The 26,624-nt window shown below is 52.2% G+C and carries 23 protein-coding genes; 9 read left to right on the top strand and 14 right to left on the bottom strand.

The features are described 5' to 3' along the window. Nucleotides 1-55: 55 nt before the first annotated feature. From glcF to MWU63_RS03005, 3 genes are all read right to left on the bottom strand, one after another. Entirely contained in the window at nucleotides 56-1,381 is a 1,326-nt protein-coding gene (gene glcF / locus MWU63_RS03015; protein WP_213887325.1) for a glycolate oxidase subunit GlcF, read from the bottom strand. A 49-nt stretch (nucleotides 1,382-1,430) separates the two neighbouring features. Continuing rightward, nucleotides 1,431-2,558, bottom strand: coding sequence for an FAD-binding protein (locus tag MWU63_RS03010; RefSeq protein WP_213887324.1), 1,128 nt, complete (start codon nucleotides 2,556-2,558; stop codon nucleotides 1,431-1,433). A gap of 105 nt (nucleotides 2,559-2,663) precedes the next feature. Next, entirely contained in the window at nucleotides 2,664-4,097 is a 1,434-nt protein-coding gene (locus MWU63_RS03005; RefSeq protein ID WP_213887323.1) for an FAD-linked oxidase C-terminal domain-containing protein, read from the bottom strand. Nucleotides 4,098-4,207: 110 nt separating this feature from the next. On the opposite strand from MWU63_RS03005, the gene MWU63_RS03000 reads away from it, so the two are divergent. Beyond that, nucleotides 4,208-4,924 (top strand): DUF599 domain-containing protein, encoded by a 717-nt coding sequence (locus tag MWU63_RS03000; protein ID WP_213887322.1) that lies wholly within the window; start codon nucleotides 4,208-4,210, stop codon nucleotides 4,922-4,924. Next, nucleotides 4,921-5,271 carry a hypothetical protein gene (locus MWU63_RS02995; protein ID WP_213887321.1) on the top strand — a complete coding sequence of 117 codons (351 nt, stop codon included), beginning with the start codon at nucleotides 4,921-4,923 and terminating at the stop codon, nucleotides 5,269-5,271. Before MWU63_RS03000 ends, MWU63_RS02995 begins: the two co-directional genes overlap by 4 nt. Nucleotides 5,272-5,384: 113 nt before the next feature. Here the strand turns inward: MWU63_RS02995 and MWU63_RS02990 are convergent, their stop codons facing one another. Genes MWU63_RS02990 through MWU63_RS02975 form a run of 4 tightly spaced genes read right to left on the bottom strand, consistent with a single transcriptional unit; the run spans nucleotide 5,385 to nucleotide 12,110 of the window. Continuing rightward, nucleotides 5,385-7,469 carry a hypothetical protein gene (locus MWU63_RS02990; RefSeq protein ID WP_213887320.1) on the bottom strand — a complete coding sequence of 695 codons (2,085 nt, stop codon included), beginning with the start codon at nucleotides 7,467-7,469 and terminating at the stop codon, nucleotides 5,385-5,387. Between the two features lie 2 nt (nucleotides 7,470-7,471). Then, the gene (locus MWU63_RS02985; RefSeq protein ID WP_213887319.1) at nucleotides 7,472-10,231 is read right to left on the bottom strand and encodes a DUF4159 domain-containing protein; all 2,760 of its coding nucleotides are present in this window, start codon (nucleotides 10,229-10,231) and stop codon (nucleotides 7,472-7,474) included. Continuing rightward, on the bottom strand, nucleotides 10,231-11,106 hold the full coding sequence (locus MWU63_RS02980) for a DUF58 domain-containing protein (protein ID WP_213887318.1): 876 nt from the start codon (nucleotides 11,104-11,106) through the stop codon (nucleotides 10,231-10,233). The genes MWU63_RS02985 and MWU63_RS02980 overlap by 1 nt, the downstream gene beginning before the upstream one ends. After that, nucleotides 11,103-12,110 (bottom strand): MoxR family ATPase, encoded by a 1,008-nt coding sequence (locus MWU63_RS02975; protein WP_213887317.1) that lies wholly within the window; start codon nucleotides 12,108-12,110, stop codon nucleotides 11,103-11,105. The genes MWU63_RS02980 and MWU63_RS02975 overlap by 4 nt, the downstream gene beginning before the upstream one ends. A 60-nt stretch (nucleotides 12,111-12,170) precedes the next feature. Between MWU63_RS02975 and MWU63_RS02970 the strand changes: the two genes are divergently transcribed. The 5 genes from MWU63_RS02970 (at nucleotide 12,171) to MWU63_RS02950 (ending at nucleotide 16,780) form a co-directional block, all read left to right on the top strand. After that, entirely contained in the window at nucleotides 12,171-12,776 is a 606-nt protein-coding gene (locus MWU63_RS02970) for a DUF1285 domain-containing protein (RefSeq protein ID WP_246531560.1), read from the top strand. A 708-nt stretch (nucleotides 12,777-13,484) separates the two neighbouring features. After that, nucleotides 13,485-15,002: an ABC-F family ATP-binding cassette domain-containing protein gene (locus tag MWU63_RS02965; RefSeq protein WP_247076934.1), complete on the top strand. Its 1,518-nt coding sequence runs from the start codon at nucleotides 13,485-13,487 to the stop codon at nucleotides 15,000-15,002. Between the two features lie 202 nt (nucleotides 15,003-15,204). Continuing rightward, a complete protein-coding gene (locus tag MWU63_RS02960; RefSeq protein ID WP_213887314.1) occupies nucleotides 15,205-15,570 on the top strand; it encodes a cupin domain-containing protein in 366 nt (121 codons plus the stop codon). A gap of 119 nt (nucleotides 15,571-15,689) precedes the next feature. Continuing rightward, entirely contained in the window at nucleotides 15,690-16,073 is a 384-nt protein-coding gene (locus MWU63_RS02955) for a VOC family protein (protein WP_348646207.1), read from the top strand. 2 nt (nucleotides 16,074-16,075) lie between these two features. After that, nucleotides 16,076-16,780, top strand: a complete 705-nt coding sequence (locus MWU63_RS02950) for a YafY family protein (RefSeq protein WP_213887312.1) — start codon at nucleotides 16,076-16,078, stop codon at nucleotides 16,778-16,780. A 26-nt stretch (nucleotides 16,781-16,806) separates the two neighbouring features. On the opposite strand, the gene polA is transcribed toward MWU63_RS02950, so the two are convergent. Together polA and MWU63_RS02940 are read right to left on the bottom strand one after the other, a co-directional pair. Further along, nucleotides 16,807-19,599: a DNA polymerase I gene (gene polA / locus MWU63_RS02945; protein WP_213887311.1), complete on the bottom strand. Its 2,793-nt coding sequence runs from the start codon at nucleotides 19,597-19,599 to the stop codon at nucleotides 16,807-16,809. A gap of 79 nt (nucleotides 19,600-19,678) precedes the next feature. Next, complete coding sequence (locus tag MWU63_RS02940) at nucleotides 19,679-19,861, bottom strand: zinc-finger domain-containing protein (RefSeq protein ID WP_213887310.1); 183 nt, start codon at nucleotides 19,859-19,861, stop codon at nucleotides 19,679-19,681. Between the two features lie 108 nt (nucleotides 19,862-19,969). Between MWU63_RS02940 and MWU63_RS02935 the strand changes: the two genes are divergently transcribed. Next, entirely contained in the window at nucleotides 19,970-20,905 is a 936-nt protein-coding gene (locus tag MWU63_RS02935; RefSeq protein ID WP_213887309.1) for an ABC transporter ATP-binding protein, read from the top strand. 5 nt (nucleotides 20,906-20,910) lie between these two features. Here MWU63_RS02935 and MWU63_RS02930 read toward each other — a convergent pair whose 3' ends face one another. Both MWU63_RS02930 and MWU63_RS02925 read right to left on the bottom strand, forming a co-directional pair. After that, nucleotides 20,911-21,291, bottom strand: a complete 381-nt coding sequence (locus tag MWU63_RS02930; protein ID WP_213887308.1) for an HIT domain-containing protein — start codon at nucleotides 21,289-21,291, stop codon at nucleotides 20,911-20,913. 8 nt (nucleotides 21,292-21,299) lie between these two features. Beyond that, the gene (locus MWU63_RS02925) at nucleotides 21,300-22,877 is read right to left on the bottom strand and encodes a DUF5928 domain-containing protein (RefSeq protein ID WP_213887307.1); all 1,578 of its coding nucleotides are present in this window, start codon (nucleotides 22,875-22,877) and stop codon (nucleotides 21,300-21,302) included. A 148-nt stretch (nucleotides 22,878-23,025) separates the two neighbouring features. Here MWU63_RS02925 and MWU63_RS02920 point away from each other — a divergent pair, with 148 nt between their 5' ends. Continuing rightward, nucleotides 23,026-23,829, top strand: coding sequence for a sulfotransferase family protein (locus MWU63_RS02920; RefSeq protein WP_213887306.1), 804 nt, complete (start codon nucleotides 23,026-23,028; stop codon nucleotides 23,827-23,829). A 130-nt stretch (nucleotides 23,830-23,959) separates the two neighbouring features. Here MWU63_RS02920 and MWU63_RS02915 read toward each other — a convergent pair whose 3' ends face one another. The 3 genes from MWU63_RS02915 to nth form a co-directional block, all read right to left on the bottom strand. Then, nucleotides 23,960-24,397, bottom strand: a complete 438-nt coding sequence (locus tag MWU63_RS02915; RefSeq protein WP_213887305.1) for a hypothetical protein — start codon at nucleotides 24,395-24,397, stop codon at nucleotides 23,960-23,962. A 495-nt stretch (nucleotides 24,398-24,892) separates the two neighbouring features. After that, complete coding sequence (locus tag MWU63_RS02910; protein WP_213887304.1) at nucleotides 24,893-25,885, bottom strand: adenosine kinase; 993 nt, start codon at nucleotides 25,883-25,885, stop codon at nucleotides 24,893-24,895. Next, on the bottom strand, nucleotides 25,882-26,526 hold the full coding sequence (gene nth, locus MWU63_RS02905) for an endonuclease III (RefSeq protein ID WP_213887756.1): 645 nt from the start codon (nucleotides 26,524-26,526) through the stop codon (nucleotides 25,882-25,884). The genes MWU63_RS02910 and nth overlap by 4 nt, the downstream gene beginning before the upstream one ends. Between the last annotated feature and the right edge of the window lie 98 nt (nucleotides 26,527-26,624).

The raw sequence follows: 26,624 nt of genomic DNA, 5'->3' as shown, positions 1-26,624 counted from the left end.
TCTCCTATAACCAAGCCACACTAGTGGGTGCTTACGGCAGGATTACGGCAGAAATCTATCTTAGAATTGGCACATTCGGGGGGTGCTTCTTACCCTCTTCGCTGAGAGCCGGGGGCTTGGGGCCGCCTGTCGCCCAATCCAGCAATTCGACTGAATGCACAATCGGAACTTCTGTTCCCGAACCGATCTGCATCATGCACCCGATATTTCCAGCTGCGATGATATCCGGTGTCTTTGCCTCAAGGGTTTTTATTTTTCGTGCTTTCAGTTCTTTGGAAATTTCCGGCTGCATGAGGTTGTAAGTCCCTGCCGAGCCGCAGCAAAGATGCGCATCGGCCGGCTCCAAAACTGTAAACCCAGCGCGTTTCAATAGTGTTTTGGGATACGTTTTGATCTGCTGGCCATGTTGCAATGAACAAGCTGCATGATAGGCAACGCGTAAACCTTTGTCCGCACCTTCAGGCAGATCGAGTTGCATCAGAACTTCGCTCACATCCATCGCCAGTTCCGACACCTTTGCAGCATCCGCAGCCAACAGGTCATTGCGGAACATATGTCCATAGTCTTTGACGGTTGTGCCACATCCGGAGGTGTTGATGACAATCGCATCCAGACCGTCACCTTTCACCTCTGCCATCCATGCCGAAATGTTCTTTGCAGCGGCCTCGTGACTTTCTTCTTCTTTGCCCATGTGATGCACCAAAGCCCCACAACACCCCATTCCGCGCGCAATCACCACGTCGCAACCTAACCGCTGTAGCAGCCTGATGGTGGCATCGTTGATATCGGTATTAAGCGCCTTTTGTGCACAGCCCGTCATAAGCGCGACACGTTTCTTACGCTCCCCGATCGCCTTAAAAACCTGCGGATCATCATTGCGGCTGACTGGCGGAATTTTCTTCGGCGCCATCTCGAGCATCGCTTTAAGGCGCGCATCCGGCATCAAACCAGCGAAAGGTCGTCCGATCTTTGCGCCAAGCAAGGCCAAACGAAACCGCGTTGGATAGGGAAGAATGCGCGCAAGCAACCACCGTAGCGCCCTGTCCGAAAAGGGCCGCTTATACGTCTTTTCAATGTAGGCACGCGCCTGATCAACCAGATGCATGTAGTGCACCCCGGACGGGCAGGTCGTCATGCAGGCAAGGCAGGAAAGACAGCGATCAATATGTTTAACCGTCTTCTCATCGGCTGGCCGGCCAGTTTCCAGCATTTCTTTGATCAGGTAAATCCGACCACGCGGTGAATCAAGCTCATCCCCAAGCACCTGATATGTCGGACATGTCGCGGTACAAAAACCACAATGTACGCAACTGCGCAAAATCTCATTCGCACGCTCTATCGCCGGGTCTTTCATCTGCTCAGGGGTAAAGTTGGTTTGCATTTCGTTCCTCAGAAAAACCCGTCACGCCCGTTGGGACACTTCAATTCAATCAACCCATCAAGCCCGGATTGAAAATTCCGTTGGGGTCAAATTTCGCGCGCAATCCTGCGCTGATTGCGGCCAGCGGGGTAGGTTCCGGATGAAATGTTCCAAGCTGTTTTTTGGTTTTGTCGTCCGCGCGAACGAGCGTTGCATGGCCACCAAATTCCCCGAGACGCGCACGCAGGTCTGTCCCTTTTGGCAAAAGGACCCATACCAGACCGCCGCCCCAATCATACAAAACCCCATCAGCCTCTGCGCGCGCTGCGAGCTCCGGTGCATCGGAAGGTTTGACAGAAATTCGCCAAACATCCCCTTCCTGATTGTGAAATGCTTCAACATCACGCACCCATTTCCAGCCAGCTGTGGTTCTTTCTGGGTCTCTTTCGACCACAGTTTCACCAAAACCACCCAATAATTTCTGCATTTCAGCTAAACGATAGGAAACCGAATTCTCAAAACCCTCCAGCCGGATCATTGTCACCGGATGCCCATCAATCCCCTTCGGCGCATGAGCTGCGCCGGAAACTTCATAAGGTGAGCCTAAGGCCTGCGAAAGTGCGCGCACCGCGTCTCTGTCGCTCAGACCATTTATCAAAACGACACCTGTACTTTCTACTTTCGGCAGCACTTTGAATGAAACCTCGCTCATTGCGCCAAGCGTGCCGTAGCTACCAGCCAAGAGCTTAACCAAATCGTACCCGGTCACATTCTTCATGACGCGGCCGCCGTTTTTGATAACCGTACCCTGCCCATCCACAAATCGAACGCCAAGCAAAAAATCGCGCGCTGCACCAACCTGAATACGCCTCGGGCCGGAAACATTCGCAGCAACGACACCACCAATTGTGGGCGTTCCCTTTGTGCTCAACAAACCACGGTGATCCATAGGCTCAAACGCCAACCGCTGGCCTTCAGCAGAAAGTGCTGCCTCGATTTCTGCCAAAGGAGTGCCTGCCTGCGCAACCATTGTCAGCGCGCCCGGCTCATATAATGTGATACCAGACAGTCCTGACAGATCCAGTAAATCGCTCTCAGCAACGAATCCAACAGCGCGCGTTCCACCACCCCGAATGCGAACGGACTCCTGAACATCCCAGATCATTTCTGCCAGATTTGCTTCATTATCCGGGCGCATTACACACTTCCTTGAATTTCTTTTTCCCGAATACATCCTCGGGGGTGAATTGCCCGTAAGGGCAAGAGGGGGCAGAAAGCCCCCGTCTGTAGCCTAAACAAGGTCTCACGCGGCTCTCCGCGACGCTGTCGACTTCAGTGGAAAAACTTTAGCCGGGTTCAACAACCATTCCGGATCGAACACATCTTTCACCCGAAGCTGAACTTCAATGTCCTCGGCGGTAAACTGATCGTACATAAGGTCACGCTTTTCCACACCAACCCCATGTTCTCCGGTCAGACACCCCCCTGCCTCAACGCATAGCCGCAGAATATCTGCGCCGAATTCTTCGCACAGTTCCAAATCTCCGGGTTTATTCGCATCAAACAAAATAAGCGGGTGCATGTTTCCGTCACCTGCATGGAAAACATTCGCCACATCAAGCCCGTATTCTTTCGACAACTCGCCGATCCTGCGCAGAACGAACGGCAGGCTCGTCACCGGAATTGTTCCATCCAGACACATGTAATCGTTGATCTGACCCATCGCGCCAAATGCAGATTTGCGCCCAAGCCAGATTTTTGCGCTTTCCTCGGCAGATTTACTTTCGCGCAACTCAACAGGGTTATGGCGGCGGGCAATTTCCATGATCAGTCCCAACTGATGTTCAATTTCCGCGCCTGACCCTTCGACTTCAACAATAAGTAAGGCTTCGACATCCGGGTAACCCGCCCCGGCAAAGGCCTCACACGCACGTATGCAAGGCCGATCCATAAATTCAATTGCGACTGGTAAAACACCTGCCTTAATGATGTCACTGACGCAGGCCCCCGCAACTTCGTTACTGTCGAACCCCATCAAGACAGGCCGTGCCCCTTCAGGTTTACGCAATATCCGCAACGTCGCTTCCGTTACAACACCAAGCTGACCTTCGGACCCACAGATCAGGCCCAGCAAGTCCAAGCCACCAGCGTCAAGATGCGCACCGCCAATCTCAACGACCGTGCCGTCCATAAGCACAAGTGTAACGCCAAGCAGATTGTTTGTCGTCACCCCGTATTTCAGGCAATGCGCTCCACCTGAATTCATAGCAATATTACCTGCAATTGCGCAGGCTAGCTGAGACGAAGGATCTGGCGCGTAAAAGAAACCTTCTTCTTCGACCGCCCCGGAAACACTCAGGTTCGTGCGCCCGCTCTGAACCCGTATCGTCCTGTTTTCGTAGTCTGTGTCTAACACTTCATTCAGCCGTGCCACACCCAAAATGACACAGTCAGCAGTTGGCAATGCGCCGCCTGCCAGAGACGTACCAGACCCTCGTGGAACCACGGGGACCCCTTCGGCCTGACAAACCTTTAAAACCGCTGACACCTCTTCTGTGGATGCAGGCAAGACCACGCAGAGAGGCGGGCACTTATAAGCCGTCAGTGCATCGCATTCATAAGCGCGCGTCTCTTCCGGAGCGTCAATCACCGCGTCATGCGGCAGCACTTCGCGCAGCCGCGCCACAATAATTTCCTTCTTAGCCAATATGGCCGGATCAGGGGTCGGCATCTCCATCAGCAGTCTCCAACTCAACACTATAATTGGTCTCAACACTATAATTGGTAATTAAATATAACCAATTTTCACGTCTGGCAAGTAGATTCCCTTAAGACTAGAGTGCAAACATGGAACTTATCGAACGACTACAGTTTTTCAATGCGCTTGATGTTTTCTCCGTTTGCCTTCTTGTCATTGCATGGGCGGGTATTGATCTTCTTATCGAAAACCCCGGTGCTAAACGACCCTCGGTCGCTACATTGATGGCTGACTATCGGCGCGCATGGTTTGAACAACTTATAACACGCGATCCACGCATTTTTGATTCAAATATCCTCTCAATTATGCGGCAGGGCGCATCATTTTTTGCGTCAGCCTGTATGATAGCAATTGGCGGTGGGCTTGCTCTGATTGGAAATACTGAAAGCCTGCTTGGAGTCGCCAGCGACCTGACCCTTCAGGCGGCTCCGGCAATCGTTTGGGAAGTTAAACTATTGGTCATCTTACTTTTCGTTGCCAACGCGTTTCTGAAATTTGTATGGTCGCTCCGTCTGTTCGGGTATTGTGCTGTCGTCATGGCGTCTGTTCCCAATGACCCGACAGACCCAGACGCAGCGGTTCGGGCAGCACAGGCTGCAGAAATAAACATTACGGCATCGCGCAGTTTCAACCGCGGCATGCGATCTATCTATTTTGCCCTGTCGGCCGTCGCTTGGTTACTTGGCGCATGGGCACTCATCGTTGCGGTCGCGATAACGCTGATCATGCTGTGGCGGCGCGAGTTCGCCTCTCATTCACGCACAATTCTTTTACCGTCACATACACAGGACACGTCCAAAGAATGAAATATCTCGCATTGCTCTTGTCACTTGTTGCGACACCTTCCCTCGCAGACGCACCCTCTGTTGAGCAGATCACCGCAACGCCTACAGCATTGGGCTGGACGTTTTCAGTAACACTACGCCACAAAGACACCGGTTGGGACGACTACGCAGACGGTTGGCGTATCGAAACATCTGACGGTGAGGAGCTTGGAATTCGCGTACTGGGGCATCCACATGTTACAGAGCAGCCCTTTACGCGCTCCCAGTCCGGGATCGTGATTCCCGATAACATAACAACAGTCTACATACGTGCGCGCACCAATGTAGAAGGCTGGGCAGAGTCACGGACAGAGTTCAAATTGCCATAGCTCAACTGATCATTTGGAAAGAAGCAATTTCTTCTTCCAAAAATATCCCCGCGCGGAGCGCAAATCTGCACGAAGTGCCAGAAGATGTGGCGCGGAACGCGCCTCAATAATCGTTACCGTCGCCCCTCGCGCAGCCAGGCACCAAGCATAAACGCTGCGGCTAAGAGCAAAGACAGCCACGCCGGCAATAGGGGATGAACAGTCACATCTGTGGTCAGATAAGCGCCGCGTGGGGTCAGACCGACCCAGCCTCGCCCGGCTGCCGGGCGGCCCCAGCGTACATTCCGCAAACCCGGAAGACCCTCTTCAAGCTTAACAACCCCACCTCGGGTCTCGTCAACGACTGGTGCCAGGACATCACCAGTTGCAATCGTTTGCACAAACTCGCGCGGCGCAGCCGGGCCAAGCGCAATGACTGCGTCTTTCGTACCATCCGAAAGACGGTACAACCCAATCTCCGGTCCATCAAAATCAGCTTGGTAGCGTCCTGGGGCAGTTTGCGCCATGGGCACAGTCACAAGTTCGCCACCTGGCGTTGTGATCTCAACATCAGCAGCAGAATCTTCGAGAGTTCGCCGGATAACAGTCATCGATTGACCGCGTGCTTCAGCCCAAAGCGCTTCTTCTTCAAGTTCCGGTTCTTTCATCATCCAATGCGCTAACCTGCGTAGTAGCTCAAGCTGTGGTCCGCCTCCTTCATACCCGCGTGTCCAAAGCCATGACTGGTCCGATGCCAATAGCGCAACACGACCTTCGCCAACTCGATCAAGTACGAGCAATGGTTTATCTTCTGTCCCGGTCATAACGGTTTGTCCGCTTTCGGACGGCTGCAACTCAACGAGCCTGAACCACCTTCCCCATCCGGGACCTGTACCAGGTTCGACGTTCTCCCGTTCCGGGGCAAAAGTCTCGAGCCCTTCGGTTACGGGGTGCCTTTGACCTGTTAGCGAAATCTGTGGTGTAAACCCTTCTTCGATCACCCGTGCCGTTGGTCGCGCAGGCAAAATTTGCGCTAGCGGCGAATGATAAAGACTGTCAGCCGATGCAAAATCAACACCTGCCGCAACCAGAACCGCACCCCCGCGTTCAACGTATCGGCGCACGTTTTCCAGATAAATTTCCGGCAATATCCCGCGCCGCTTGTAGCGGTCGAAAATGATAAGATCGAACTCGTCAATCTTCTCCAAAAACAGCTCACGCGTTGGAAACGCAATCAGCGACAACTCGTTCACGGGCACGCCATCCTGCTTTTCAGGTGGCCGTAAAATCGTGAAGTGCACCAGATCAACTGAACTGTCTGACTTCAGCAAATTACGCCATGTACGCTCACCGGGGTGCGGCTCGCCAGAGACCAATAAAACCCTCAAACGGTCTCGCACCCCGTTAATCTGAACGATCGCGGCGTTATTCCGGTCCGTAAGCTCTTCGGGCATTTCGGGTGTGCTGAACTGCAAGGTATTCATCCCGCCATGGGGCAAGGTCAGAGGCAAATCCAGATTTTCCCCAATAGGAATTTCAAATACCTGCGGGTCCTGCCCGTCTATTGAAATGTGCAGATCAGCGGTTTGTCGTATACCCAGAGGCACCGCTCCCTGGTCTTCAATCCTAAGCGTGAGCGTTAGCTGCTCACCCAGGATGGCAAAGGCGGGCGCGTTTTTTACAACAAGCCTACGGTCCCAATCTGTCGCGCGTCCTGACAACAATGCGTGAAGCGGCGCAGGTAAATCAGGTGCGAGTTCAGCATCGTGAATTTGCCCGTCCGTTAGCAGAAACACACCTGCCAACCGATCGCTTGGTATATCTGCCAGGGCCTCAGACAACGCGGCCATCAGCAATGATCCGGTGTCTCTTTCACCATCGAGCAGCGTAGCAACACGCAACTCTGTATCTGCGCGCGCCTCTATGCGTTCTTTCATTCGCTCAAGCGCCGCGGCGCTCTGCTCTCTTCGTTCGCCAATTCCCTGGCTCGCGGTGCTGTCGACCACGAGCAGCACAATATCAGACAAAGCTTCGCGTTCTTCTTGTTGCCAGGACGGGTTCGAAAGAGCCCCGGTTAAAATCAATACTGCACAGCCACGCAACGGCCAGCCCGCCAATCCACGCCAAAGCGCAAAGCAAAGCGCGATCACCATAACAGCAGAAACTGAAGCCAAGATACTCCAGGGTAAAAGGGGGTCAAAAATAATGCTGTTCGCCATGTTCATTGCCCCAGCCGATCCAGCAAAGCGGGAACGTGAACCTGATCCGATTTGTAGTTTCCAGTCAGCACATGCATGATCAGATTGACGCCAAACCGCTTAGCGATCTCACGTTGTCTTTCACCCGCATACCCACGTCCGATTGGAAACATCCGATTGCCCCCATCATCGACCGCCCAGGCAGAGGCCCAGTCATTACCGCCGATCACAACCGGCGTCACCCCGTCGTTTAGGTTGCGAAATGGCATTCCCTCGACCTGTTCTGCATCAGGGGGTGCAGCTTCGACCCAGACATTCCGGCTCGCGTAGCGGCCGGGAAAATCTTGCAACAGGTAAAACGTGCGAGTCAGAACATGGTCGGCCGGAACACGTTCGAGCGGGGGAATATCAAGTGACCAGGCCAGTTGTTGCAACTTCTGCCCGTTCGGGCCTCCGCCACGCCCACCAGCAATATCACTGTCTCTTGTATCAAAAAGGATCATGCCGCCGTTGCGTAGATACCGGTTCAACTTTCCATATGCCTCATCTGACGGAAGCGGCTGATCTGGTGTTACCGGCCAATAAAGGAAGGGAAAGAACGAAAGCTCATCACGCTCAAGATCAATCGAGATCGGAGGTGCAGGTTCAATCGACGTACGGCTGTTCAGCACTTGTGAAAGACCTACCAACCCTGCCCGAGCGACGCGATCAATTTCGCCATTGCCCGTAATAACATGTGCTAGCACCACCTCAGAGGTTGCAATAATTGCAAAATCATCCTGCGCGCGCGCCTCAGGTGCTATTAACATCACGCAAAGCAGGACAGCTGCAGCATTACTTACGCGAGGGCCTCGAAGACGCCCGGCAAGCCCGAGCGACGCAAATATATCAACTAGCAAGAAAAGAAGTGCCGCCATTAAAAACATACTTTTCAAAGCGGTTTCAGCCGCGCGACCAAGCCCTTCAACACGCTGACCAACAGGCCAGCTGGTCGTTTTCAGTTCCGTTTCCTGATCGATTGCATTCAAGGCTATTCGCCTGTCGCGGCTTGCGTAAAGACCAGGTGGCATCGCTCGCATCGGTTTGCCAGCGGCCAAAGTCTCGCCAGCGATACCCGCCATCGCGCCAGCATCATCCAACTGGCCAAAGGCATCCAAGACTTTTTCTGCAACCCAGGTCGTGCTTGCCAGATCTTCCTCACCACGATCAAAAGATCCGCTAGAAACTGCCAGCCGTTCGAGCATACCTACGAACAGCCCGGACAAAGGTAATGTTGACCATTCCGCATTCGCTGTAACGTGAAACAAGACGACCTGCCCGTCACCCAAAGCTTTGCGTGTTACCAAAGGCGTGCCATCCGTAAGCGAGGCGATCACACGCTCAGCCAGTTCCGGGTCAGGCTGGGCAACTACCTGCGCGTTAACACGAACGTCATCAGGTATTTCAAGTCCGTAAAACACGGTGTCTTCTGCAAAAGGTAAAAGCCCTTTGGGCGATCCCCAACTCATCGCGCCGCCAACGCTGCGCCCACCGCGCCGCAGCCTCACAGGCATCAGAATATCTTCGCTGTCCCGACTGATATCACTTGCTGCAAGCCGGGGACCGGCAAAGCGCAACAGCAACCCACCCTTAGCAACCCATTCAGCGACATCGCGCGATTCACCTTCTGACAAAGTTGCGACATCCGCGAGGACAATCACATCCGGATTTGCCAGCAAGACATCGCTCAGCACCCCATCAATCAAATCTGCCGTCGGTACCAAGGCCTTCTTGAGGTAGTGAAGCGGTGAAAGCAGTTCCAACCCTTCGCGGTCTTCACGCCCGGCAATTAGGGCAACCTCACGACGGCGCAAACTGTCATCGGCCAGCGTCACTGCTGCGGCTGAACGCACGCCAACTAATGCAAACCGGGAGATCCTGTTTCGAAGTTCCGGGGGAAGGCTAAAAGCCACATCAGCCGTTTCCTCACCCAATCCAAAACGGAGATCAGCGCGTGCCAGCTCACGTTCCTGACCGCTGGGGTCAAGCCCGATTGCCGAAATTGAAAAATCCCTGGCTTCCCCAGTTTCAGAGCGTATGGCCTCTACCTTAACAACGCCATCTTCGAAGACAACCGGCCTAAGTGCATGAACTGTATTTTCTCCTTCAAAGACCGTGACAGCGCCGTACGTTTCCAAAGATTCCAACAATTCTGCGCGGCCAGAACGTTCCAGGCCGTCGGATATCCAAAAGGTCTCGAACTCTGCGTCTCCCAGTTCCGCCAGCCAGTTTTCCAGCTCTTCTAAGTTAGGTTCCCATGGACGTGGCTGAACACCCGCCAAACGCTCTGCCCAGACGCCGGCCGCTTGAAATAGCACCGGCCCTTTATCAGGCTCTGTCAGGGTCATTACGGCAACGGGCCGTCCAGCACGTCCGGCTTCAGCCAGCAAACCTGCGATCCGGTCTTGCCTAGCGCGCCAATCTCGTGCGTCGGCCCATGTACCATCAACAACAATCATAAGTGGCCCGTCACCGCTGCGTGCGGATTCCGGGTTTAGGACCGGACCCGCAAAACCAATGATGATTGCAGCCACCGCCAACATCCGCAAAAGCAACAACCACCACGGCGTTTTATCACTCAGGCTTTCGTCGTCAGTAAGTCCCAGCAAAAGCGCAACACCGGGGAACCGCCGCCGAATTGGGGCCGGGGGAATAGCGCGCAAAATAAACCAAAGAATAGGGAGCGCGACCAAAGCCCAAAGCAGCCACGGCAGCGCAAATCCAACGGGACCAAACATCACCATCAGTTTCTCCGTTCCAGTGAACGATAAAGCCATAACAATGCGGATTGCGCTCCTTGGTTTGTGTGGCGGCACTCAAAGTGCCAGCCGGTCGCACGCGCCAAAGACCGCAACGCATCTTTACGCGCCGCCAAGCGATCAAGATAGCGCCCGCGAAGATCGCTCGCCTTAAGCGTTTCATGCCTCAGCTTTCCGGCCATACTCTCAAAAATGGTACGGCCATCAAACGGAAAAGCTTCTTCCTGAGGATCAAGTATCTGAAGCAATGCCCCACGCACGCCTCTGTCTGCTGCTTTGGTAAGGGCCGCTTCAACCGGCGCAAAATCACCCAGAAAATCTGACAAGAACACCGCCCGAACATTTGGCCGCAAACCTGTCAACTGTGGCGCGCCATAGTCCCTGTCACTTTCTTCAAACGACAGTGTTTCCGCCATTCGAAGCAATTGAGCCTCACCAGATCTGGGCGGGGTATCGCTATCTGCCAGACCAACGCGTTCGCCCGCACGTACCAATAAAATGGACGCAGCCAACGCCAATACCTTCGCGCGTGCGCCCTTTTCTGGCAGGTTTTTATCTGATGAAAAATCCATCGATGCTGCGGTATCAGGCCAAAGAAGAACACTTTGTGCAGCTTGCCATTCCCTTTGGCGGATAAAGTGTACGTCAGATTTGGCAGAACGCCGCCAATCAATTTGTCGGGTCTCATCACCTTCGACGGCCGGACGGTACTGCCAGAATTCGTCACCCGCACCTGCCTGCCTGCGGCTATGCTCACCCAGCAAAACCGTCGCCGCCAGCTTTTCTGCTTCTGCAAGAAGCGGGGGTAAAGGTGCGGCGAGCTCTGCCGCGCCGCGTCGAAGATGACGAGCTGTCTTCACGCAGCAGCCTCGATTCTCATTACCTCTTCGGAAATTCTCTCAATCAATGAACCTAGCTCTTCGCCCCGTGCGCGCGCCGCGAAGGTAAGCGCCATCCGATGGGACAGTACGGGCCGCGCCATTTTCACAACATCTTCAGCAGAAGGCACGAGCCGCCCTTCAAGCAACGCTTGCGCCCTGACAGTCAGCATCAAAGCCTGTGCCGCTCTTGGCCCCGGCCCCCAGGCAACTGAATCTCGCACAATCTGTGCCACACCAGCTTCCTCAGGTCGGAATGCCCTGACAAGATCAAGAATTGTCTCGACCACTGCTTCCCCGACAGGCATCCGTCGCAATAGAGTTTGCGCTTTCAGCAATTCCTTGTCAGTAAACACCTGTTCAGAAACGGCTTCTTCTATCCCGGTTGTCGCCAACAAAATGTCGCGCTCTGTGTCGCGATCAGGATAATCAACATCAATCTGCACAAGAAACCGATCAAGCTGCGCCTCTGGCAAAGGATAAGTGCCCTCCTGCTCAATCGGGTTTTGTGTTGCAAGAACATGAAAGGGTACACCAAGCGCGCGATGCTCACCCGCAATGGTGACTTCCTTTTCCTGCATTGCCTGCAATAGGGCAGATTGCGTTCTTGGGCTTGCACGGTTGATCTCATCCGCCATTAAAAGCTGGCAAAAAACCGGACCCTCGATGAAACGGAATGCCCGCTCTCCGCCCTTTTTCTTTTCCAGCACTTCTGAGCCGAGGATATCAGCAGGCATCAGATCAGGCGTGAACTGAATGCGATTGCCGTCAAGCCCCATCACTTTTGCCAGTGTGTCGACCAAAAGCGTCTTGCCAAGTCCGGGCAACCCGATCAGCAAACCATGGCCACCACACAGCAAGGCCGTCAATGCAAGGTCTACGACCCGTTCTTGTCCGATAAAACGCTTGGTAATACTGGCCTTTGCCAGCGCAAGTTTTTCACCCAGCGCCTCAATGTCTGCAACAAGATTTTCGGCCTCAGCCATGGCATGACTCCCTTAACATCTATATCTGCGTATTAAAGGCTGTTATCTTCTGAGAAACAAATGACAAAAGCGATGTCTGGACAAAAGATTGTGAAACCATCGGCGGAAAACCTCGTATCAGCGGCGAAAGCGGCAGGAAAAAAGGGGCCACCACCGGTGCATCTATGGAATCCGCCATTCTGCGGCGATCTGGATATGCGCATCGCGCGTGATGGAACCTGGTGGTACCTTGGCACACCGATGGGCCGCAAAGAGCTGGTCAAACTTTTCTCGTCAATCATTCGGAAAGACGGTGATGATTATTTCCTCGTCACACCTGTCGAAAAGGTTGGCATTACCGTTGATGATGCCCCTTTCGTTGCCGTTGATTTTGAGGTTTCGGGAACTGGAAGCGATCAAACCCTGACCTTTACAACACAAGTCGATGACACAGCAGAAGCAGGCCCTGATCATCCGATACGCGTTGCGCGTGACCCCGAAACGGGCGAGCCATCACCTTATGTTCTGATCCGCGCCAATCTTGAGGCGCTTATTGACAGGAAAAGTTTTTACCGTCTTGTCGACATCGGCTGTCACGAGAATGTTGAGGGCACAAGCTGGTTCGGCGTCTGGTCCGGCGGGAAGTTTTTTCCGATTATTGCATCGGCAGAACTTGGCGAAAGCTGAAACGCGCCTATCTAACCACTCACAACATAACGCGCGACTTCGTCCCGACTCTAAGACTTCCTATGCTTCCGAAAAAATTTGCACTGTTTCTGTTTGGGTTTTTGGGGTCCGGCTTGATGTCATTCGTTGTTGCAGCCGTCGCAACATACCGCACTATCGGAATTGTAAGCGATTATATCAGTCTGTGGATGAACGCATGAAAGCCAGCCTAGGCGATTGCATTCGTGATGATCCTTATCGTCTCGCCCATGGTACGCAGGTTTGTTGGACTAATGACCAGAATCTAAACTAGCGTTGTCTTACGCCACCCGGTTACAATTTCGGCTCCAAATAGACAATCACTCAAGCAGCGAACTACCGTTTCGAGTCCAAATTACTGTTTGCTGCGCTGGGTATGAATGGTCACGGTGCGCCCGAAGTTGCCATCGTCTACTTTAAAGTTACTGACATTGAGAGACAGGAGAAACCAATACGAATGGCTGCACACAAAGAGACTGTTGCCAGGATCAGTCATGTTTTCTAGAATGGCTTCATAAGGTCACAATCAACAATGGGAGGGCACAAGCTGAGCATGCGTATCATCCGCCGACTTCAGCATGGTCCCCGTTTCGCCCTGTAAACTCGTTTGCAGGGCTGGCCCGAGAATAGTTTCACTATCGGTCTGCCCCAAGCCGTGCTGCGGCCACCTTTGTTTGACCTGAGTTTCCAATGACAATTATCAATATCAGTGCTTTGGGTGTAACCCTTAGCGACACTCTTTTTTCCGACCTGAATCTGACTATATCCAAAGCCGACCGTATAGGACTGGTTGCCGCAAACGGGCGCGGTAAAACCACTTTACTTGGCTGTTTGGCAGGTCTGTTTGAACAAACCACCGGAGAAATCACGCGCGCGCGTGGTTTACGCGTTGGTTATGTGAAACAGGATGTGCCGGATGACGCGTTGGCAATGACACTTTATGATTGGGTGTTGGCTGCGCTCTCCACTGAACAGGCCGAATATGAAAACTGGCGTGTAGATGTCGTCCTGAATGATCTAAAGGTACCATATGAATTGCAGCATAAACCATTGAACCAACTCAGTGGCGGATGGCAACGCACTGCAATGCTGGCGGCGGTCTGGATTACAGAACCAGATGTGTTGCTGCTGGATGAACCGACCAATCATCTGGATTTGCATCGCATAGGACTGCTGGAAGAATGGTTGGCCGCTTTACCCTGCGACGTGCCGGTCGTAATTATTTCGCATGATCGGGCGTTTCTGGACGCAACAACCAATCGTACGTTGTTTTTGCGACCCGAGCGGTCACGCGTATTTCAGCTGCCCTTCACCGCTGCACGTATCGCATTAGATGAAGCCGACGCTGCCGATGAGCGCCGCTTTGCCAATGACCTGAACAAAGCCCAGCAACTGCGCAAACAGGCCGCGAAGTTGAAAAATGTCGGAGTTAACTCGGGTTCTGATCTATTGCTAACCAAAACCAAGCAACTGACCGAACGAGCCGCCAAGTTGGAGGCGGCCGCCAAGCCTGCCCACCAAGAGCAAAGCGCGGGCGACATCAGACTGGTTAACAGCGGCACTCACGCTAAAGCTCTGATCACATTGGCTGACGTTCCGGTTGAAACGCCCGATGGACAGTTGCTTTACAAGACGGGGCAGAAATGGATTTCTCAAGGCGACCGTATCGTATTGCTGGGCGCCAATGGCGCTGGCAAAACACAGCTGATCAAGATGATACAGCGGGCGTTGACAGGTGCGGATGATATAATGAGATGTGCACCGTCAATTGTACCTGCCTATTCTGACCAACACCTGAGCCAGCTTGCCGATACCGACACCCCTATGAGCATGGTAACGGGGCAATTTGATATTGGCGATCAACGCGCACGAGGGGTTTTAGCGGGTGCGGGCGTCACGATTCAGATGCAGGACACCAAGATTGGTGCATTATCAGGTGGACAAAAAGCCCGATTGGCGATGTTGGTCATGCGGCTCAAGAACCCAAATTTCTACCTGCTTGATGAACCAACTAATCATCTGGATATCGAAGGGCAGGAAGCGTTGGAAGATGAGCTAATTACACATAGTGCTTCCTGCCTGTTGGTGAGCCATGATCGAAGCTTCCTGCGACATGTGGGCAATCGGTTTTGGTGGATTAACGGCAAGAAACTGGAAGAAGTGGATAGCCCGGAGCCGTTCTTGAGCGGCGAAATGGGTGCAACGTAGGAAGAATGGTCTGGCGCACTGATCTCTGACAGTGATGCGTTGCGGCACAAATCGACATTGATGTGGCTGCGGCGAACTGCTGCTTTATCCAGTGTGGATAGCATGATTTGGGCTACAGCACTGGCCATCACTAAGTGATCTAACTAATGTTGTAAATTGGATGGTCTGCACAAAAGACCAATTTCAATCCGGAGGGGAATAAATGACTTTGAACGTAATCAGGCTACTGCCGGACGGAGACCCTAAAACCGGGTTTCAACCTTCAGATCTTGTTCCGCCAGAGCTTTTCACGAAGACCGACAAAACCGAACTAATTCACGAAGCCTACAACAATTCGGAAACGGGTATCTCATCGGGCGTCTGGAAATGCGCCCCGTGTCGTGAAGAGATCGAGGCATATCCGGTAGATGAAATGATGACGGTCATTTCGGGCTCTGTCACGCTGACGAACGCCGATGGGTCTTCAGATACTTTCACGGCGGGTGACACGTTTTTCATTGCCAAAGGCACGAAATGCATCTGGGAGATCACAAAAACCCTGCACAAATTCTATATGATCTCGGAGTAAGAGACCCTTCACCTTGCGGGGGAAAAGAAAACCGGGACTGTCACAATTTCGCGAACACTCCTGACACCCCGTTGTCAGCAGGGGTGTGCGATGGTCATTATATCACTAACACAGGAAAGATGACCAAGATGACGTTCCAACCCCAAAATGCCCTTGTTTGGGCGGAAATTCCAGTAACCAACCTGCCAAGCGCAATGGAATTTTACAAAACTGTTTTCAACTACACCCTGACAATTGACGACACCGGTCCAAACCCGATTGCAATTTTGCCGACCGCAGATGGAACTGGGACCGCAGCGCATCTTTATCCCGGGAAACCTGCCTCTGACGGGACCGGGGCAACCCTGCATCTGGCTGTACCAGATGCGCTGGAACCAACGGTAGAAAGGTTCAAAAAGGCCGGAGGAGAAGTGCTCAGTCCACCGGTCACAATTCCGGTTGGGCGTTTTGTCTACGGGCTGGACCCTGACGGGAACTCCATCGGCATGTTTGAGGCTGCATAACCATGCGCCGGGCCGACCGCCTTTTTCAGATAGTACAATATCTGCGCGGTGGTCGGTTGCTTACGGCCCGGGTTCTTTCAGAAAGGCTCGAAGTTTCAGAACGTACAATTTACCGCTATATCGCTGATCTTATCGGTTCGGGCGTGCCTATAGATGGCGAAGCCGGTGTCGGTTATCTGATGCGCGACGGTTATGATTTGCCTCCACTTATGTTCAACCGCGATGAAATTGTCGCGCTGGTGGCGGGGGCCCGGATGATCCGCGCGTGGGGTGGCGCATCAATGGCCGAGGCCGCTCAGGAAGCCTTGGTGAAAATCAGCGCTGTTTTGCCAGACACTGAACGTGATCGGGCAAACGCAGTTCAGGTTCACGCGATTCCGATGCCAGACATGAACGAAGAATTGCGTGAGCGTCTTGATTTACTGGAACACGCAATCGATAGCCGTACACGGTTAGAAATGATCTACGGTGATGCTGAAGGCAGCCAAACATCACGAACCGTTCGCCCCCTCGGACTTTGGTTTTGGGGGAAAGTCTGGACACTGGTCACATGGTGCGAACTGCGAAACGGCTTCCGGGTGTTTCGTGCGGACAGGATTGCAGAGCTGATCGAACTGGACAGTTTCAGAACTGAACCTGGCAAAACCCTTTCTGATTTTCACAAAACTGATCGCAGAGATGCCGGAGCGGGCTGGCGTCAGATTTGAAGCGCCGATCTAGGTTTCGCATACTCTTAATGCGCCTCCGCCCAATTCGCCCCTCTTCCGGCATCTACCGTCAGCGGCACGTCCAGTTTCACAGCCGGCATTGCCGCGCCTTCCATGACGTCACGCGCGCGTGTGATTGCCTCTTCCACCGCACTATCGTCGACCTCAAAAATCAGTTCGTCATGGACCTGAAGCAGCATTTTTACGGGCAGGTCGGCAATTGCCGCAGGCATCCGTATCATTGCGCGGCGGATGACGTCGGCCGCTGTTCCCTGAATTGGGGCATTGATTGCAGCGCGGCGCGCAAAACCAGCATGCGGTCCCTTGGCATTGATTTCGGGTGTATGGATTTTCCGACCAAACAACGTCTGAACAAAACCATGTTCTTTCGCAAACTCCACGGTTTTATCCATGTAGGCCCGAATTCCCGGAAAACGTTCAAAATAGCGATCAATGAATTCCTGTGCTTCCTTCCTGGGAATGCGCAGATTGCGGGCAAGTCCAAAACCCGAAATTCCATAGATAACGCCAAAATTGATGGCTTTTGCCTGCCTGCGCACCATGGGGTCCATGCCTTCTATCGGTACGCCAAACATTTCAGACGCTGTCAGCGCATGAATGTCCTGCCCTTCACGAAACGCCTGTTTCAACGCATCTATTTCGGCGATATGCGCCAAAATACGCAGTTCAATCTGACTATAATCGAGGCTGATCAGTGTTTTACCTTCTTCTGCGACAAATGCCTCGCGAATACGGCGCCCCTCTTCGGTACGAACGGGGATGTTTTGTAGGTTCGGATCAGATGACGCTAATCGCCCGGTCGATGCTCCAGACTGGATATAGGACGTATGCACGCGGCCTGTGTAGGGGTGAATATGCTCTTGCAACGCATCTGTGTATGTCGATTTCAGCTTTTGCAATTGCCGGTAATCCAGCACCCGTCCGGGAAAGCCATGCTCGGTTGCAAGATCTTCCAGCACGTCTGCCGGGGTCGACCACTGGCCGGTCTTGGTTTTTTTTCCGCCTTCCAAGCCCATCTCGTCAAACAAGATTGCACCAACCTGAGCGGGGGATTGCACATTGAACTTATGCCCTGCCAGTTCGTACAACTCCGCCTCCAGCCCGGCCATTTTCTGCGCAAAGGCATTTGACATCCTGCTCAGGGTATCCCGGTCAACCTTGATGCCGTGCATCTCCATTTCGGCAAGTACCGGAACGAGTGGGCGTTCCAGCGTTTCATAAACGGTCGTGACATGCTTTTGGTGCAGTTGTGGTTTCAGGAACTGCCATAGACGTAGCGTGATATCTGCGTCTTCCGCCGCGTATCTTACAGCATCTGCAACGGGTACTTTGTCAAAGGTGATTGCAGATTTCCCGGTTCCGAGCAGTGATTTGATAGATATTGGATCATGGTTCAGATAGCGCTGCGAAAGCGCATCCATACCGTGGTTATGCAGACCCGCATTCTGCGCGTAAGACATCAGCATCGTGTCATCAATTGGCGCGACTGAAACGCCATATCGTTTGAAAATCTTGGCATCATACTTCATATTCTGACCAATTTTCAGGATCGACGGATCCTCAAGCATCGGTTTCAGAACTTCGAGGGCTTCATTTATAGGCATCTGCCCTTCGGCAAGTGCGTCTGAGGCGAATAAATCCTCTCCGGCTTCGGCGCGATGGATAAGGGGAATATAGCAGGCCTGCCCCGGCTCAACGCATAAGGATATGCCAACCAGATCAACCAGCATTTCATCAAGCCCGGTTGTTTCTGTGTCGACGGCGACCCAGCCGCGTCCATAGATTTGCGCGATCCATTTCTCCAAAGCTGTACGATCTTTCACCCATTCGTAAGCGTCCGCGTCGAATGGAATTGCTTTCGGTGTTCCCACCTCAACAGCAACGGGAGCATCCGCGATCAAGGGTGCCTCAACACCCATCTGATCTGCAATCCGCTTCGTCAGCGTGCGAAATTCCATCTCGGCAAGAAAGGCCATTAGATCTTCTGCAATCGGTTCTCGCAGTTCCAGCGTATCCAGGCTGAAATCGAGCTCCATATTCTGATCGAGCTCCACAAGTTGGCGGGACAAGCGGATCAGCTCTTCATTTTTAACCAAAGACTGCCGCCGTTTGGGTTGTTTGATCTCTTCAGCACGCGAGAGTAAGCTTTCCAGATCGCCATACTCGTTGATCAGCAAAGCCGCTGTCTTGATACCAATTCCGGGCGCACCCGGAATATTGTCGACACTGTCCCCGGCAAGCGCCTGCACATCGACAACACGCTCTGGCCCGACGCCAAATTTTTCTTCGACACCCTCCCGGTCGATCCGCTTGTTCTTTATCACGTCGAGCATTTCGACGCCGCCGCCAACAAGCTGCATCAGATCCTTGTCAGAACTAATAATTGTGCATCGCCCACCCGCTTCACGCGCCTGCCTCGCAAGGGTTGCGATAATATCATCGGCTTCGAAATTTTCGATCTCGATGCAAGCGATGTTGAACGCTCGCGTCGCATCGCGTGTCAGTGGGAACTGCGGTCGCAAATCTTCCGGCGCCGGGGGACGGTTCGCTTTGTATTTGTCGTAAATGTCATTTCGAAACGTTTTGCCGGAATGGTCAAAGATCACTGCCACATGTGTCGGCGCATCATCCCCTTTGTTGTCCTCAACCTGCTTGTACAGCATGTTGCAAAACCCTGCGACCGCACCAATTGGTAAACCGTCTGATTTACGCGTAAGGGGTGGCAGAGCATGATAGGCCCTAAAAATAAAAGCCGAACCATCTATAAGATGCAAATGGCATCCTTTGCCAAAGGCCATGATACCCCTCCCAGTTCCTATTCACACGCATTGCACACCTGCGCTGAACAGCGCTTAGGCGGGTACCCGAATTATCTGCTTACTTGGATTTTTCGGTATGATCTTTATGCACGAATTTCTTGTCGCAATAGCCGCATTCGACCCAACCTTTGTCTGTCGAAATTTGCAACCAGACACGCGGATGGCCCTGCGCGCCTTCACCCCCATCACAAGCAACGCGATACGTGTCGACGACGACGGTTTCTGGGGCATCAGTGGTCATGGTGGCTCCGTTCAGGTTGTCGAGGGCAGACTTTGCCCGTAAGTCAGAGACATGATAGCGCAATGACACGCGCGGGCAAGGCCGGAACGGGCCAAAAGGACTGTTGGAATGTCACAGAATGCGATCGAAATCGAAGGTCTGACCAAGACCTACGCACCCTCTGGGAAGCAACCCGGGAAAAAAGCACTGAAAGGCATTGATCTCAACATCCCTGCCGGAAGCATTTTTGGCTTACTCGGCCCAAATGGTGCAGGGAAATCGACCCTGATAAACATACTTGCAGGCCTTGTGCTCAAGACATCTGGCAAAGTTCGCATTTGGGGGTTTGATCAGGACGTGAACCCCCGCCAATCACGCGCGGCAATTGGTGTTATGCCCCAAGAACTAAACATGGACCCGTTCTTCAGCCCCCGTTCCGCCCTAGAAGTGCAGGCCGGGCTGTACGGCGTTCCAAAGTCGCAACGCACAACCGACGAAATACTTGCGATGATCGGCCTGACCGACAAGGCAGAGGCCTATGCGCGAACCCTTTCAGGCGGGATGCGCCGGCGGCTTCTTCTTGGGAAGGCTCTGGTACATCATCCGCAAATTCTGGTGCTTGATGAGCCAACGGCCGGCGTCGATATCGAACTGCGCCAGATGCTTTGGAAAAATATTCGCAAGCTAAACGAGCAGGGTATGACGATTATTCTGACGACACATTATCTGGAAGAGGCCGAAGAAATCTGCGACGAAATAGCGATCGTTAATCACGGCGAAATTCTGATACGTGATAAAACCGCTGCTCTTGTCGGACGGATGGATAAGAAAACGCTCGTTATCCTGCCTCAAGGCGCTGCAGATATTACGCCGCCAAAAGGTGTCACGCTTACACACAGACGAAATGGCGCGCTTGCCTTCACTTACCACACGAGTCAAACAAATGCTTCTGAGATACTGGATGCACTTCGCGCAGCGAACATCGTCATTCAGGATGTAGCCACGGAAGAACCGGACCTTGAAGATGTATTCGTCGCGCTAACGTCCGAAAAAGGCGTTGCGTGAACATATCAACCCTGCCGAAGCATTGGCCCTAAGGAGCGTCCTGCAAGTACATGGACATGTAAATGTTGGACATCTTGCACGCCGTTTTTACCGGTATTGGATATGACTCTGTAGCCCTTACCACCTGAGACGGGATCAATGCCAAGCATTAAACAGACTTTGCCAATTGTCCGGGTAAAATCTACGATTTCGGGATCGGAGGCTTCGTTCGCATAGTGATCGTAGCAAACATAAGGACCCTTCGGAATTATCAGAACATGGTCCGGAGCCTGCGGCGCGATATCGCGAAACGCCAAACTATATTCAGTTTCCAAAACCGTATCATTTGGAATTTCGCCCAGCAAAATTTTCGCGAAAATATTCTGGTCATCGTAAACATAGCTCATTTGGTTTCTCAGTCAGCGAACAGATGGGTGGTATTGGCGATTTCATGCGCTTTTTCTTCGGAAATATCGAAAAACTCTGCGAGGTGAACAGTGTTTTCTTCGACGGATGCAGACTCTCGTAAACGGTAATACCTGGGGAAATTTGCATCCCGCAGCGCGTCACTTTCGAACAAGACATCAAACCGGATTGTTGGCAAAAGGCGATCCAATGTTTCTTGCGACGTTCGTTCCCCTGCCAATCCAACCCTTTTTGCGTGCCCAATCAGATATTCATCTGTAAAATCGCAATCAATTTCGAGCAGTTTGGTTTTGCTTCTGTCTGCATAGAAATCTTGCAACAGATCAATGTTGTTAGGATCCAGACAAATCAGCATCCGATCCGTTTCGTAATAGTCAAACAACATCCGCATGAGCGCGCGTCTGTGACGTGTACGCTTGCTGATCGTTGCTTGAATGCCGCCAAGATCAGGCAGCACGGTGTTTTCCTCGTCGAACAAATAATCAATTGCGGGTACGTTCGTCACCTGACGCACCTTATCGACAAGACGCTTGGCCACATGCCATTTCTTGCACGCGACGATCATAAGTTCCCGTTCACGCCCCAAAGTACTTTCCGTTTCCCAGAACCGCGGTGTGAAACGACGCCCCATACGACCGCGTCCTGTCAGAAACTTAAAAAGGCTCCGCCCCTCATTTGAAATCTGAAAAGTCTCACCCGTACTTGCGTAAAGTGCCCCCAACCGTCGTTTGAGTTCATGCGCTTCGGGACTAATCTTTCGAGCAAAAAGAAAATTCTGGCTAAGCAATAAATCATAGTGATCGTTGTAAAATGTCGCTGGCATTCCATAGTCGGAAAACACCAGAAATGTCAGCGTCCTGCTTTCAATCTCTTCTTTGGGAATAAGATGATTTACCAAAGTTTGAAAGAAGGTTTCGTCCGGTATCCAGGTCGTTTTGAAAAACCGCATAACGTCAGTGCGCGATTTGATAAAATCTAAAATCCATTCAATCGTGCGCCGCCGCAAACACCACCATTGACTACCGATCATTATTTGAAGGTCAGACGGCACCTCTCTTACAAGCCCCAACTTGCGTTGCAAATTCAGCGAGCCATAAAACAGTTTCTGGTGTGTGCGTTCGTTGAAAAAATGGCGATAGACCAGGCGCTCTGCCTTCATACCGGTTTTGATCCAGTCACTTTCGAAAAAATCAAAGCTTTCGATGTAGTCAACATCGTTTGAATCCAGGAACTCATGCGCGTATTCAGCTGATTTGATCGCCATACAGTCACCAGACAGCATATAAAAATGCGTTGCGCGTGGAAATGTCTCTACCGCAGCCTCAACCGCATGAAGTGTCGCTTGTACAAGAGACCAGGCACCCCACCCACATTTAATGCGTTTTTTGGCGAAGGTGACGTTCGGGTTGTCCTTAAGCGTGTCCTTGATTTTAAAGAAATGTTCGGGATTGGCGCGTGCATCAAAATGGATCGACATAAAGTCACCAGCCGCAGTCAAACGCTGCGCTTGTTTGATGATGGCATCAGGGTCTTTATGACAGAGCAGAATAAAGGCTATTTTTGCCATTTTGGAAACTAAGATCCCATAAACTTACGATTGTTTACATAGATAACGTGAAGAGCCATTGAATAAACAGTATTTCTTTGCTTTTTTAGTTACAAATGTCCCCTAACAATAACGTGACTAACGTGGGGTATCTGGAGGCGAATAAAATATGGGTTTTCCTGGAACCTGGATGACCGAGAGCGAAAGCGTGGTTTACCGCGTTGTGCCAAAGTGCGCCTGCTCCACAATCGGTCAGGTGATGTACTATTCAGATCATGGCACGTTCTTTGATGGCGACATTCATGATGCAACTTCAGGCATACACAAATGGGCGCTTGAAGACAGCCAGTCGTTGATTGAAGAAAATGTCACAAAGCACCAAAGTTATGCCTTCACCTGTGTGCGAAACCCTTACACGCGCATCCTTTCTTCGTTTTTCGACAAGATCTGCGGGATACAGCGCAATGGCAAACGCTATCGCGGAAATCTTGTTCCACTTTTGATACAGAAATACGGAATTCAGGTTGAGGGTGATTTTGATCAGGTCGCGTCATTTCGCCGTTTTCTGCTATTCGCACGCGATACCATACGCTGGCGGCGTCCCATGGAACCCGATATTCACTGGTCCGCCATGTCCGGACATATTTCAACCTACATCGTGAACGGTGGGCGCTACGATAACATCTTCCACACCGAAACCTTCAACGAAGGTATGCAATCGGTTCTTGATGCTATCGAGAAGAAGCACGAAGTTGATCTGGGCGCTATGCCGCGGTTTAACGAAAGCGAAGGCCACGGCCCGAAACGCGCCCATCCGGTCGAAGACTACTTTGACGATCTGTCAAAGCATCTGGTCTACGAAATCTACAAACGCGATTTCAATCTGTTCAAGTATGACTTTGAAAATCCCGGCAACAAGCTCCCGAAAGGCGAGATTGACCTGGATGAGGTACACGCGAAGTTAGGTGAATAGAAAAGCGGTGACGAAGTCAGCAAATTTTATTGGACTACTTGTGAATTTTCCGAACCTTCGTGAGGCGCCTTTACTAGTAGTCGAATTGGTAGTTTTCTCTCCCAACTCCGGCGACAATCGGGGGTTCCGTCTAGTTTACCTCAATGAACGTATCAAATAGCGCAGAAACCTCCGACCGAAGTTGGTCAAGCGATGGATAAAGATGCTCCTTCACCCCAGAGGAAACCTGATGATGGGCGATGTACCACGCCCCTCCTGTTGCAAAACGGCAGTAGCGGTTCACGATGTCCTCAACGCAAACTGCCTCATCCGGTCCCACCGGTTCCTTAGAAAGAAGGTGGTTGTTCATCAGCCACGGATTGTCCCCTTTCGCCAGATTGAGCCGCAAATAGACAGGAGGCCTTTCGCCGTGGATTGGACGGTAGCCTGGCAGGATTACCTCAATCCGAAGTCCACGCTTGCTGGAAAAGTTGCCGCGTCCAGACGGGCTATAGACCCAGTCCACCACATGCATTTGATCCGCTATTGTTATCCGTTCACGATAACCAATCTCTAATCGAAGCGTCACGAAATGGAGCCCTACCAAAACAACAATTGTGACTATTTCTATAAGCGATCTTAGCCCTGTCCATGTTTTCGGCTTGAAATGGACAATACACCCCAAACCCGCCAATACTGCAAATTCCAAAAAAGGTGAAGGTTGAAGAACCGCATACCCCAGTAGGCACGTGCCACATCGAAAGAATAGGTATAGGTAACCGCAGTCAGTACCATCCTATAGATGACCGACGCGACCCAGAACACGAAGAAAAGCCAGAATAACGTACGCGACAACATGAAGCCACTAAATGCATAGGTAGGGCCTTTGGCAAGTCGGGTATTCCTGTCCTTGCTAAACCTTTCGCCAAAAACGTTAGCCAAACAAAAACGGAGATGCGCTGTTCATTAAAAACTGCGTTAGTTCAGCGAACTCATTCGTTTTAACCCGTCCGCTTTCAGTTCAAAGCCTAAAAGCATAATTTGCACACATGCAGCAAACCTTTGCTTCCGCAGAACCTCCCCGTCAGATCAGCCCACTCATTTCAAAGCTTTTTCTGACGTTCGCTTGGGGCCGCGCCCCCATGTGTCGGATCACTTCTGATGCCGCAATGCAGCCCATGCGTCCACAGTTTTCCAGTGACTGTCCGGTGGACAAACCATAGAGGAAACCCGCTGCAAACTGGTCACCCGCCCCTGTCGCATCAACGGGCGTGATTGTTTCAACAGGAACCTCGGCGCGTTCATCACCGCGAATCAGAACGACAGGCTCACCACTGCGTGTACAAACAACCGTGCCGCAATCGATGCGTGCTTGCGCCAGTGCGTCTTCAAGATCATTGGCTTCGTAAAGCGAAACCCATTCATCCTGATTGCCAATCACATAGTCCATTTCGCCTTTTACAAGCTGACGAAAATCTGCCCGGTGCCGGTTGACACAAAACGGGTCGGATAATGCGATCCCAGCCTTGCCACCTGCCGCCCGACAAGCGCGCGCAGCAGCGGCAAAAGCAGCTTTGCCTTTGTCTTTGTCGTAAAGATAGCCTTCAAGAAACAACAACTCCGCGTCTGCGGCCACGTCCGCCGAAACGTCCTGAGGGCCAAGTTCCGCCGAGATGCCTAGGTATGTGTTCATCGACCTTTCGCCGTCTGGGGACACAAAGATCATACTACGTGACGTTGGCAGCTCTCCTCCGGCGACAGGGGGGTTTACGAAATCCGTTCCCTCATCAGCCATTGAACGCGCATAAAACTTACCGAGGTCATCATCATGCACACGCCCCATAAAGGCCGTCGTCAGCCCAAGACTTCCAAGCCCGGCAAGCGTATTTGCAACCGAACCTCCCGGTGCTTGCGTCCGACCGTTCATTGCTCCGTACAAGGTTTCTGCGCGGTCACGCTCCACCAGTTGCATGATGCCTTTCTGGATGCCCATGTTTTCCAGAAAGTTATCGTCAGACTGTGTAAGCACATCGACAATCGCGTTTCCGATGCCGACAACCTGATACTTTTTCGTCATAGATTTTTTTCCTCAAAAGGGCAGAGATCACGCAGAATGCAATTACCGCACATGGGTTTGCGAGCCTTACAAACATAGCGCCCATGCAGAATCAACCAATGATGAGCGTGCTGCAAAAATTCCGCTGGAATGTTGTCTTCAATAGCGCGCTCAACCGCGTCAACATCTTTACCCGGCGCAATACCGGTCCGGTTTCCGATACGGAAAATATGTGTATCAACGGCCTGTGCTGGCTGCTTGAACCACATGTTCAAAACAACATTCGCGGTTTTACGCCCTACGCCCGGAAGCGAAATCAATGCTGCGCGGGAAGACGGCACAACACCATCATATTCATCAACCAATATCTGGCTGAGCTTGATGACATTCTTCGCTTTCTGACGGAAAAGGCCGATGGTTTTTATATGCTCGGTTAAGCCATCAATCCCCAACGCCAGCATTTTTTCCGGCGTATCCGCGATCTTGAACAATTCCTTCGTCGCTTTGTTCACACCCACATCCGTCGCTTGGGCGCTTAGCGCGACCGCAACCACCAACGTATAGGCGTTGGTATGATCCAATTCACCTTTTGGTTCGGGTTCCGCGTCCCGAAACCGGGTGAATATTTCATATATCGTATGATAGTCTAATTGCTTTGCCATGCCAGAGGTATGCACAAGCGCGCACCTGCCGTCCAGCCCGTCGATGGCGCAGCTTTCGGGTCGCATTGGCCCCCTGCCTAACCTATCCTGTTTACCAA

The sequence above is a fragment of the Pseudohalocynthiibacter sp. F2068 genome (assembly GCF_023015645.1).
Lineage (GTDB): Bacteria > Pseudomonadota > Alphaproteobacteria > Rhodobacterales > Rhodobacteraceae > Pseudohalocynthiibacter > Pseudohalocynthiibacter aestuariivivens.
Note: the sequence above shows the minus strand (reverse complement) of the source record. Positions and strands in the feature narration are given on the sequence as shown.

Excerpts from the sequence above, each read along its gene's own strand:
- polA (WP_213887311.1), bottom strand. The coding sequence starts at position 19,599 with ATGGCCTTTGGCAAAGGATGCCATTTGCATCTTATAGATGGTTCGGCT.
- MWU63_RS02955 (WP_348646207.1), top strand. The coding sequence starts at position 15,690 with ATGACCAAGATGACGTTCCAACCCCAAAATGCCCTTGTTTGGGCGGAA.
- MWU63_RS02995 (WP_213887321.1), top strand. The coding sequence starts at position 4,921 with ATGAAATATCTCGCATTGCTCTTGTCACTTGTTGCGACACCTTCCCTC.
- nth (WP_213887756.1), bottom strand. The coding sequence starts at position 26,526 with ATGGCAAAGCAATTAGACTATCATACGATATATGAAATATTCACCCGG.
- MWU63_RS03010 (WP_213887324.1), bottom strand. The coding sequence starts at position 2,558 with ATGCGCCCGGATAATGAAGCAAATCTGGCAGAAATGATCTGGGATGTT.
- MWU63_RS02970 (WP_246531560.1), top strand. The coding sequence starts at position 12,171 with ATGACAAAAGCGATGTCTGGACAAAAGATTGTGAAACCATCGGCGGAA.
- MWU63_RS03000 (WP_213887322.1), top strand. The coding sequence starts at position 4,208 with ATGGAACTTATCGAACGACTACAGTTTTTCAATGCGCTTGATGTTTTC.
- MWU63_RS02975 (WP_213887317.1), bottom strand. The coding sequence starts at position 12,110 with ATGGCTGAGGCCGAAAATCTTGTTGCAGACATTGAGGCGCTGGGTGAA.
- MWU63_RS02950 (WP_213887312.1), top strand. The coding sequence starts at position 16,076 with ATGCGCCGGGCCGACCGCCTTTTTCAGATAGTACAATATCTGCGCGGT.
- MWU63_RS02920 (WP_213887306.1), top strand. The coding sequence starts at position 23,026 with ATGGGTTTTCCTGGAACCTGGATGACCGAGAGCGAAAGCGTGGTTTAC.
- MWU63_RS02910 (WP_213887304.1), bottom strand. The coding sequence starts at position 25,885 with ATGACGAAAAAGTATCAGGTTGTCGGCATCGGAAACGCGATTGTCGAT.
- MWU63_RS02985 (WP_213887319.1), bottom strand. The coding sequence starts at position 10,231 with ATGGTGATGTTTGGTCCCGTTGGATTTGCGCTGCCGTGGCTGCTTTGG.
- glcF (WP_213887325.1), bottom strand. The coding sequence starts at position 1,381 with ATGCAAACCAACTTTACCCCTGAGCAGATGAAAGACCCGGCGATAGAG.
- MWU63_RS02990 (WP_213887320.1), bottom strand. The coding sequence starts at position 7,469 with ATGGCGAACAGCATTATTTTTGACCCCCTTTTACCCTGGAGTATCTTG.
- MWU63_RS02935 (WP_213887309.1), top strand. The coding sequence starts at position 19,970 with ATGTCACAGAATGCGATCGAAATCGAAGGTCTGACCAAGACCTACGCA.
- MWU63_RS03005 (WP_213887323.1), bottom strand. The coding sequence starts at position 4,097 with ATGGAGATGCCGACCCCTGATCCGGCCATATTGGCTAAGAAGGAAATT.
- MWU63_RS02930 (WP_213887308.1), bottom strand. The coding sequence starts at position 21,291 with ATGAGCTATGTTTACGATGACCAGAATATTTTCGCGAAAATTTTGCTG.
- MWU63_RS02940 (WP_213887310.1), bottom strand. The coding sequence starts at position 19,861 with ATGACCACTGATGCCCCAGAAACCGTCGTCGTCGACACGTATCGCGTT.
- MWU63_RS02925 (WP_213887307.1), bottom strand. The coding sequence starts at position 22,877 with ATGGCAAAAATAGCCTTTATTCTGCTCTGTCATAAAGACCCTGATGCC.
- MWU63_RS02965 (WP_247076934.1), top strand. The coding sequence starts at position 13,485 with ATGACAATTATCAATATCAGTGCTTTGGGTGTAACCCTTAGCGACACT.
- MWU63_RS02960 (WP_213887314.1), top strand. The coding sequence starts at position 15,205 with ATGACTTTGAACGTAATCAGGCTACTGCCGGACGGAGACCCTAAAACC.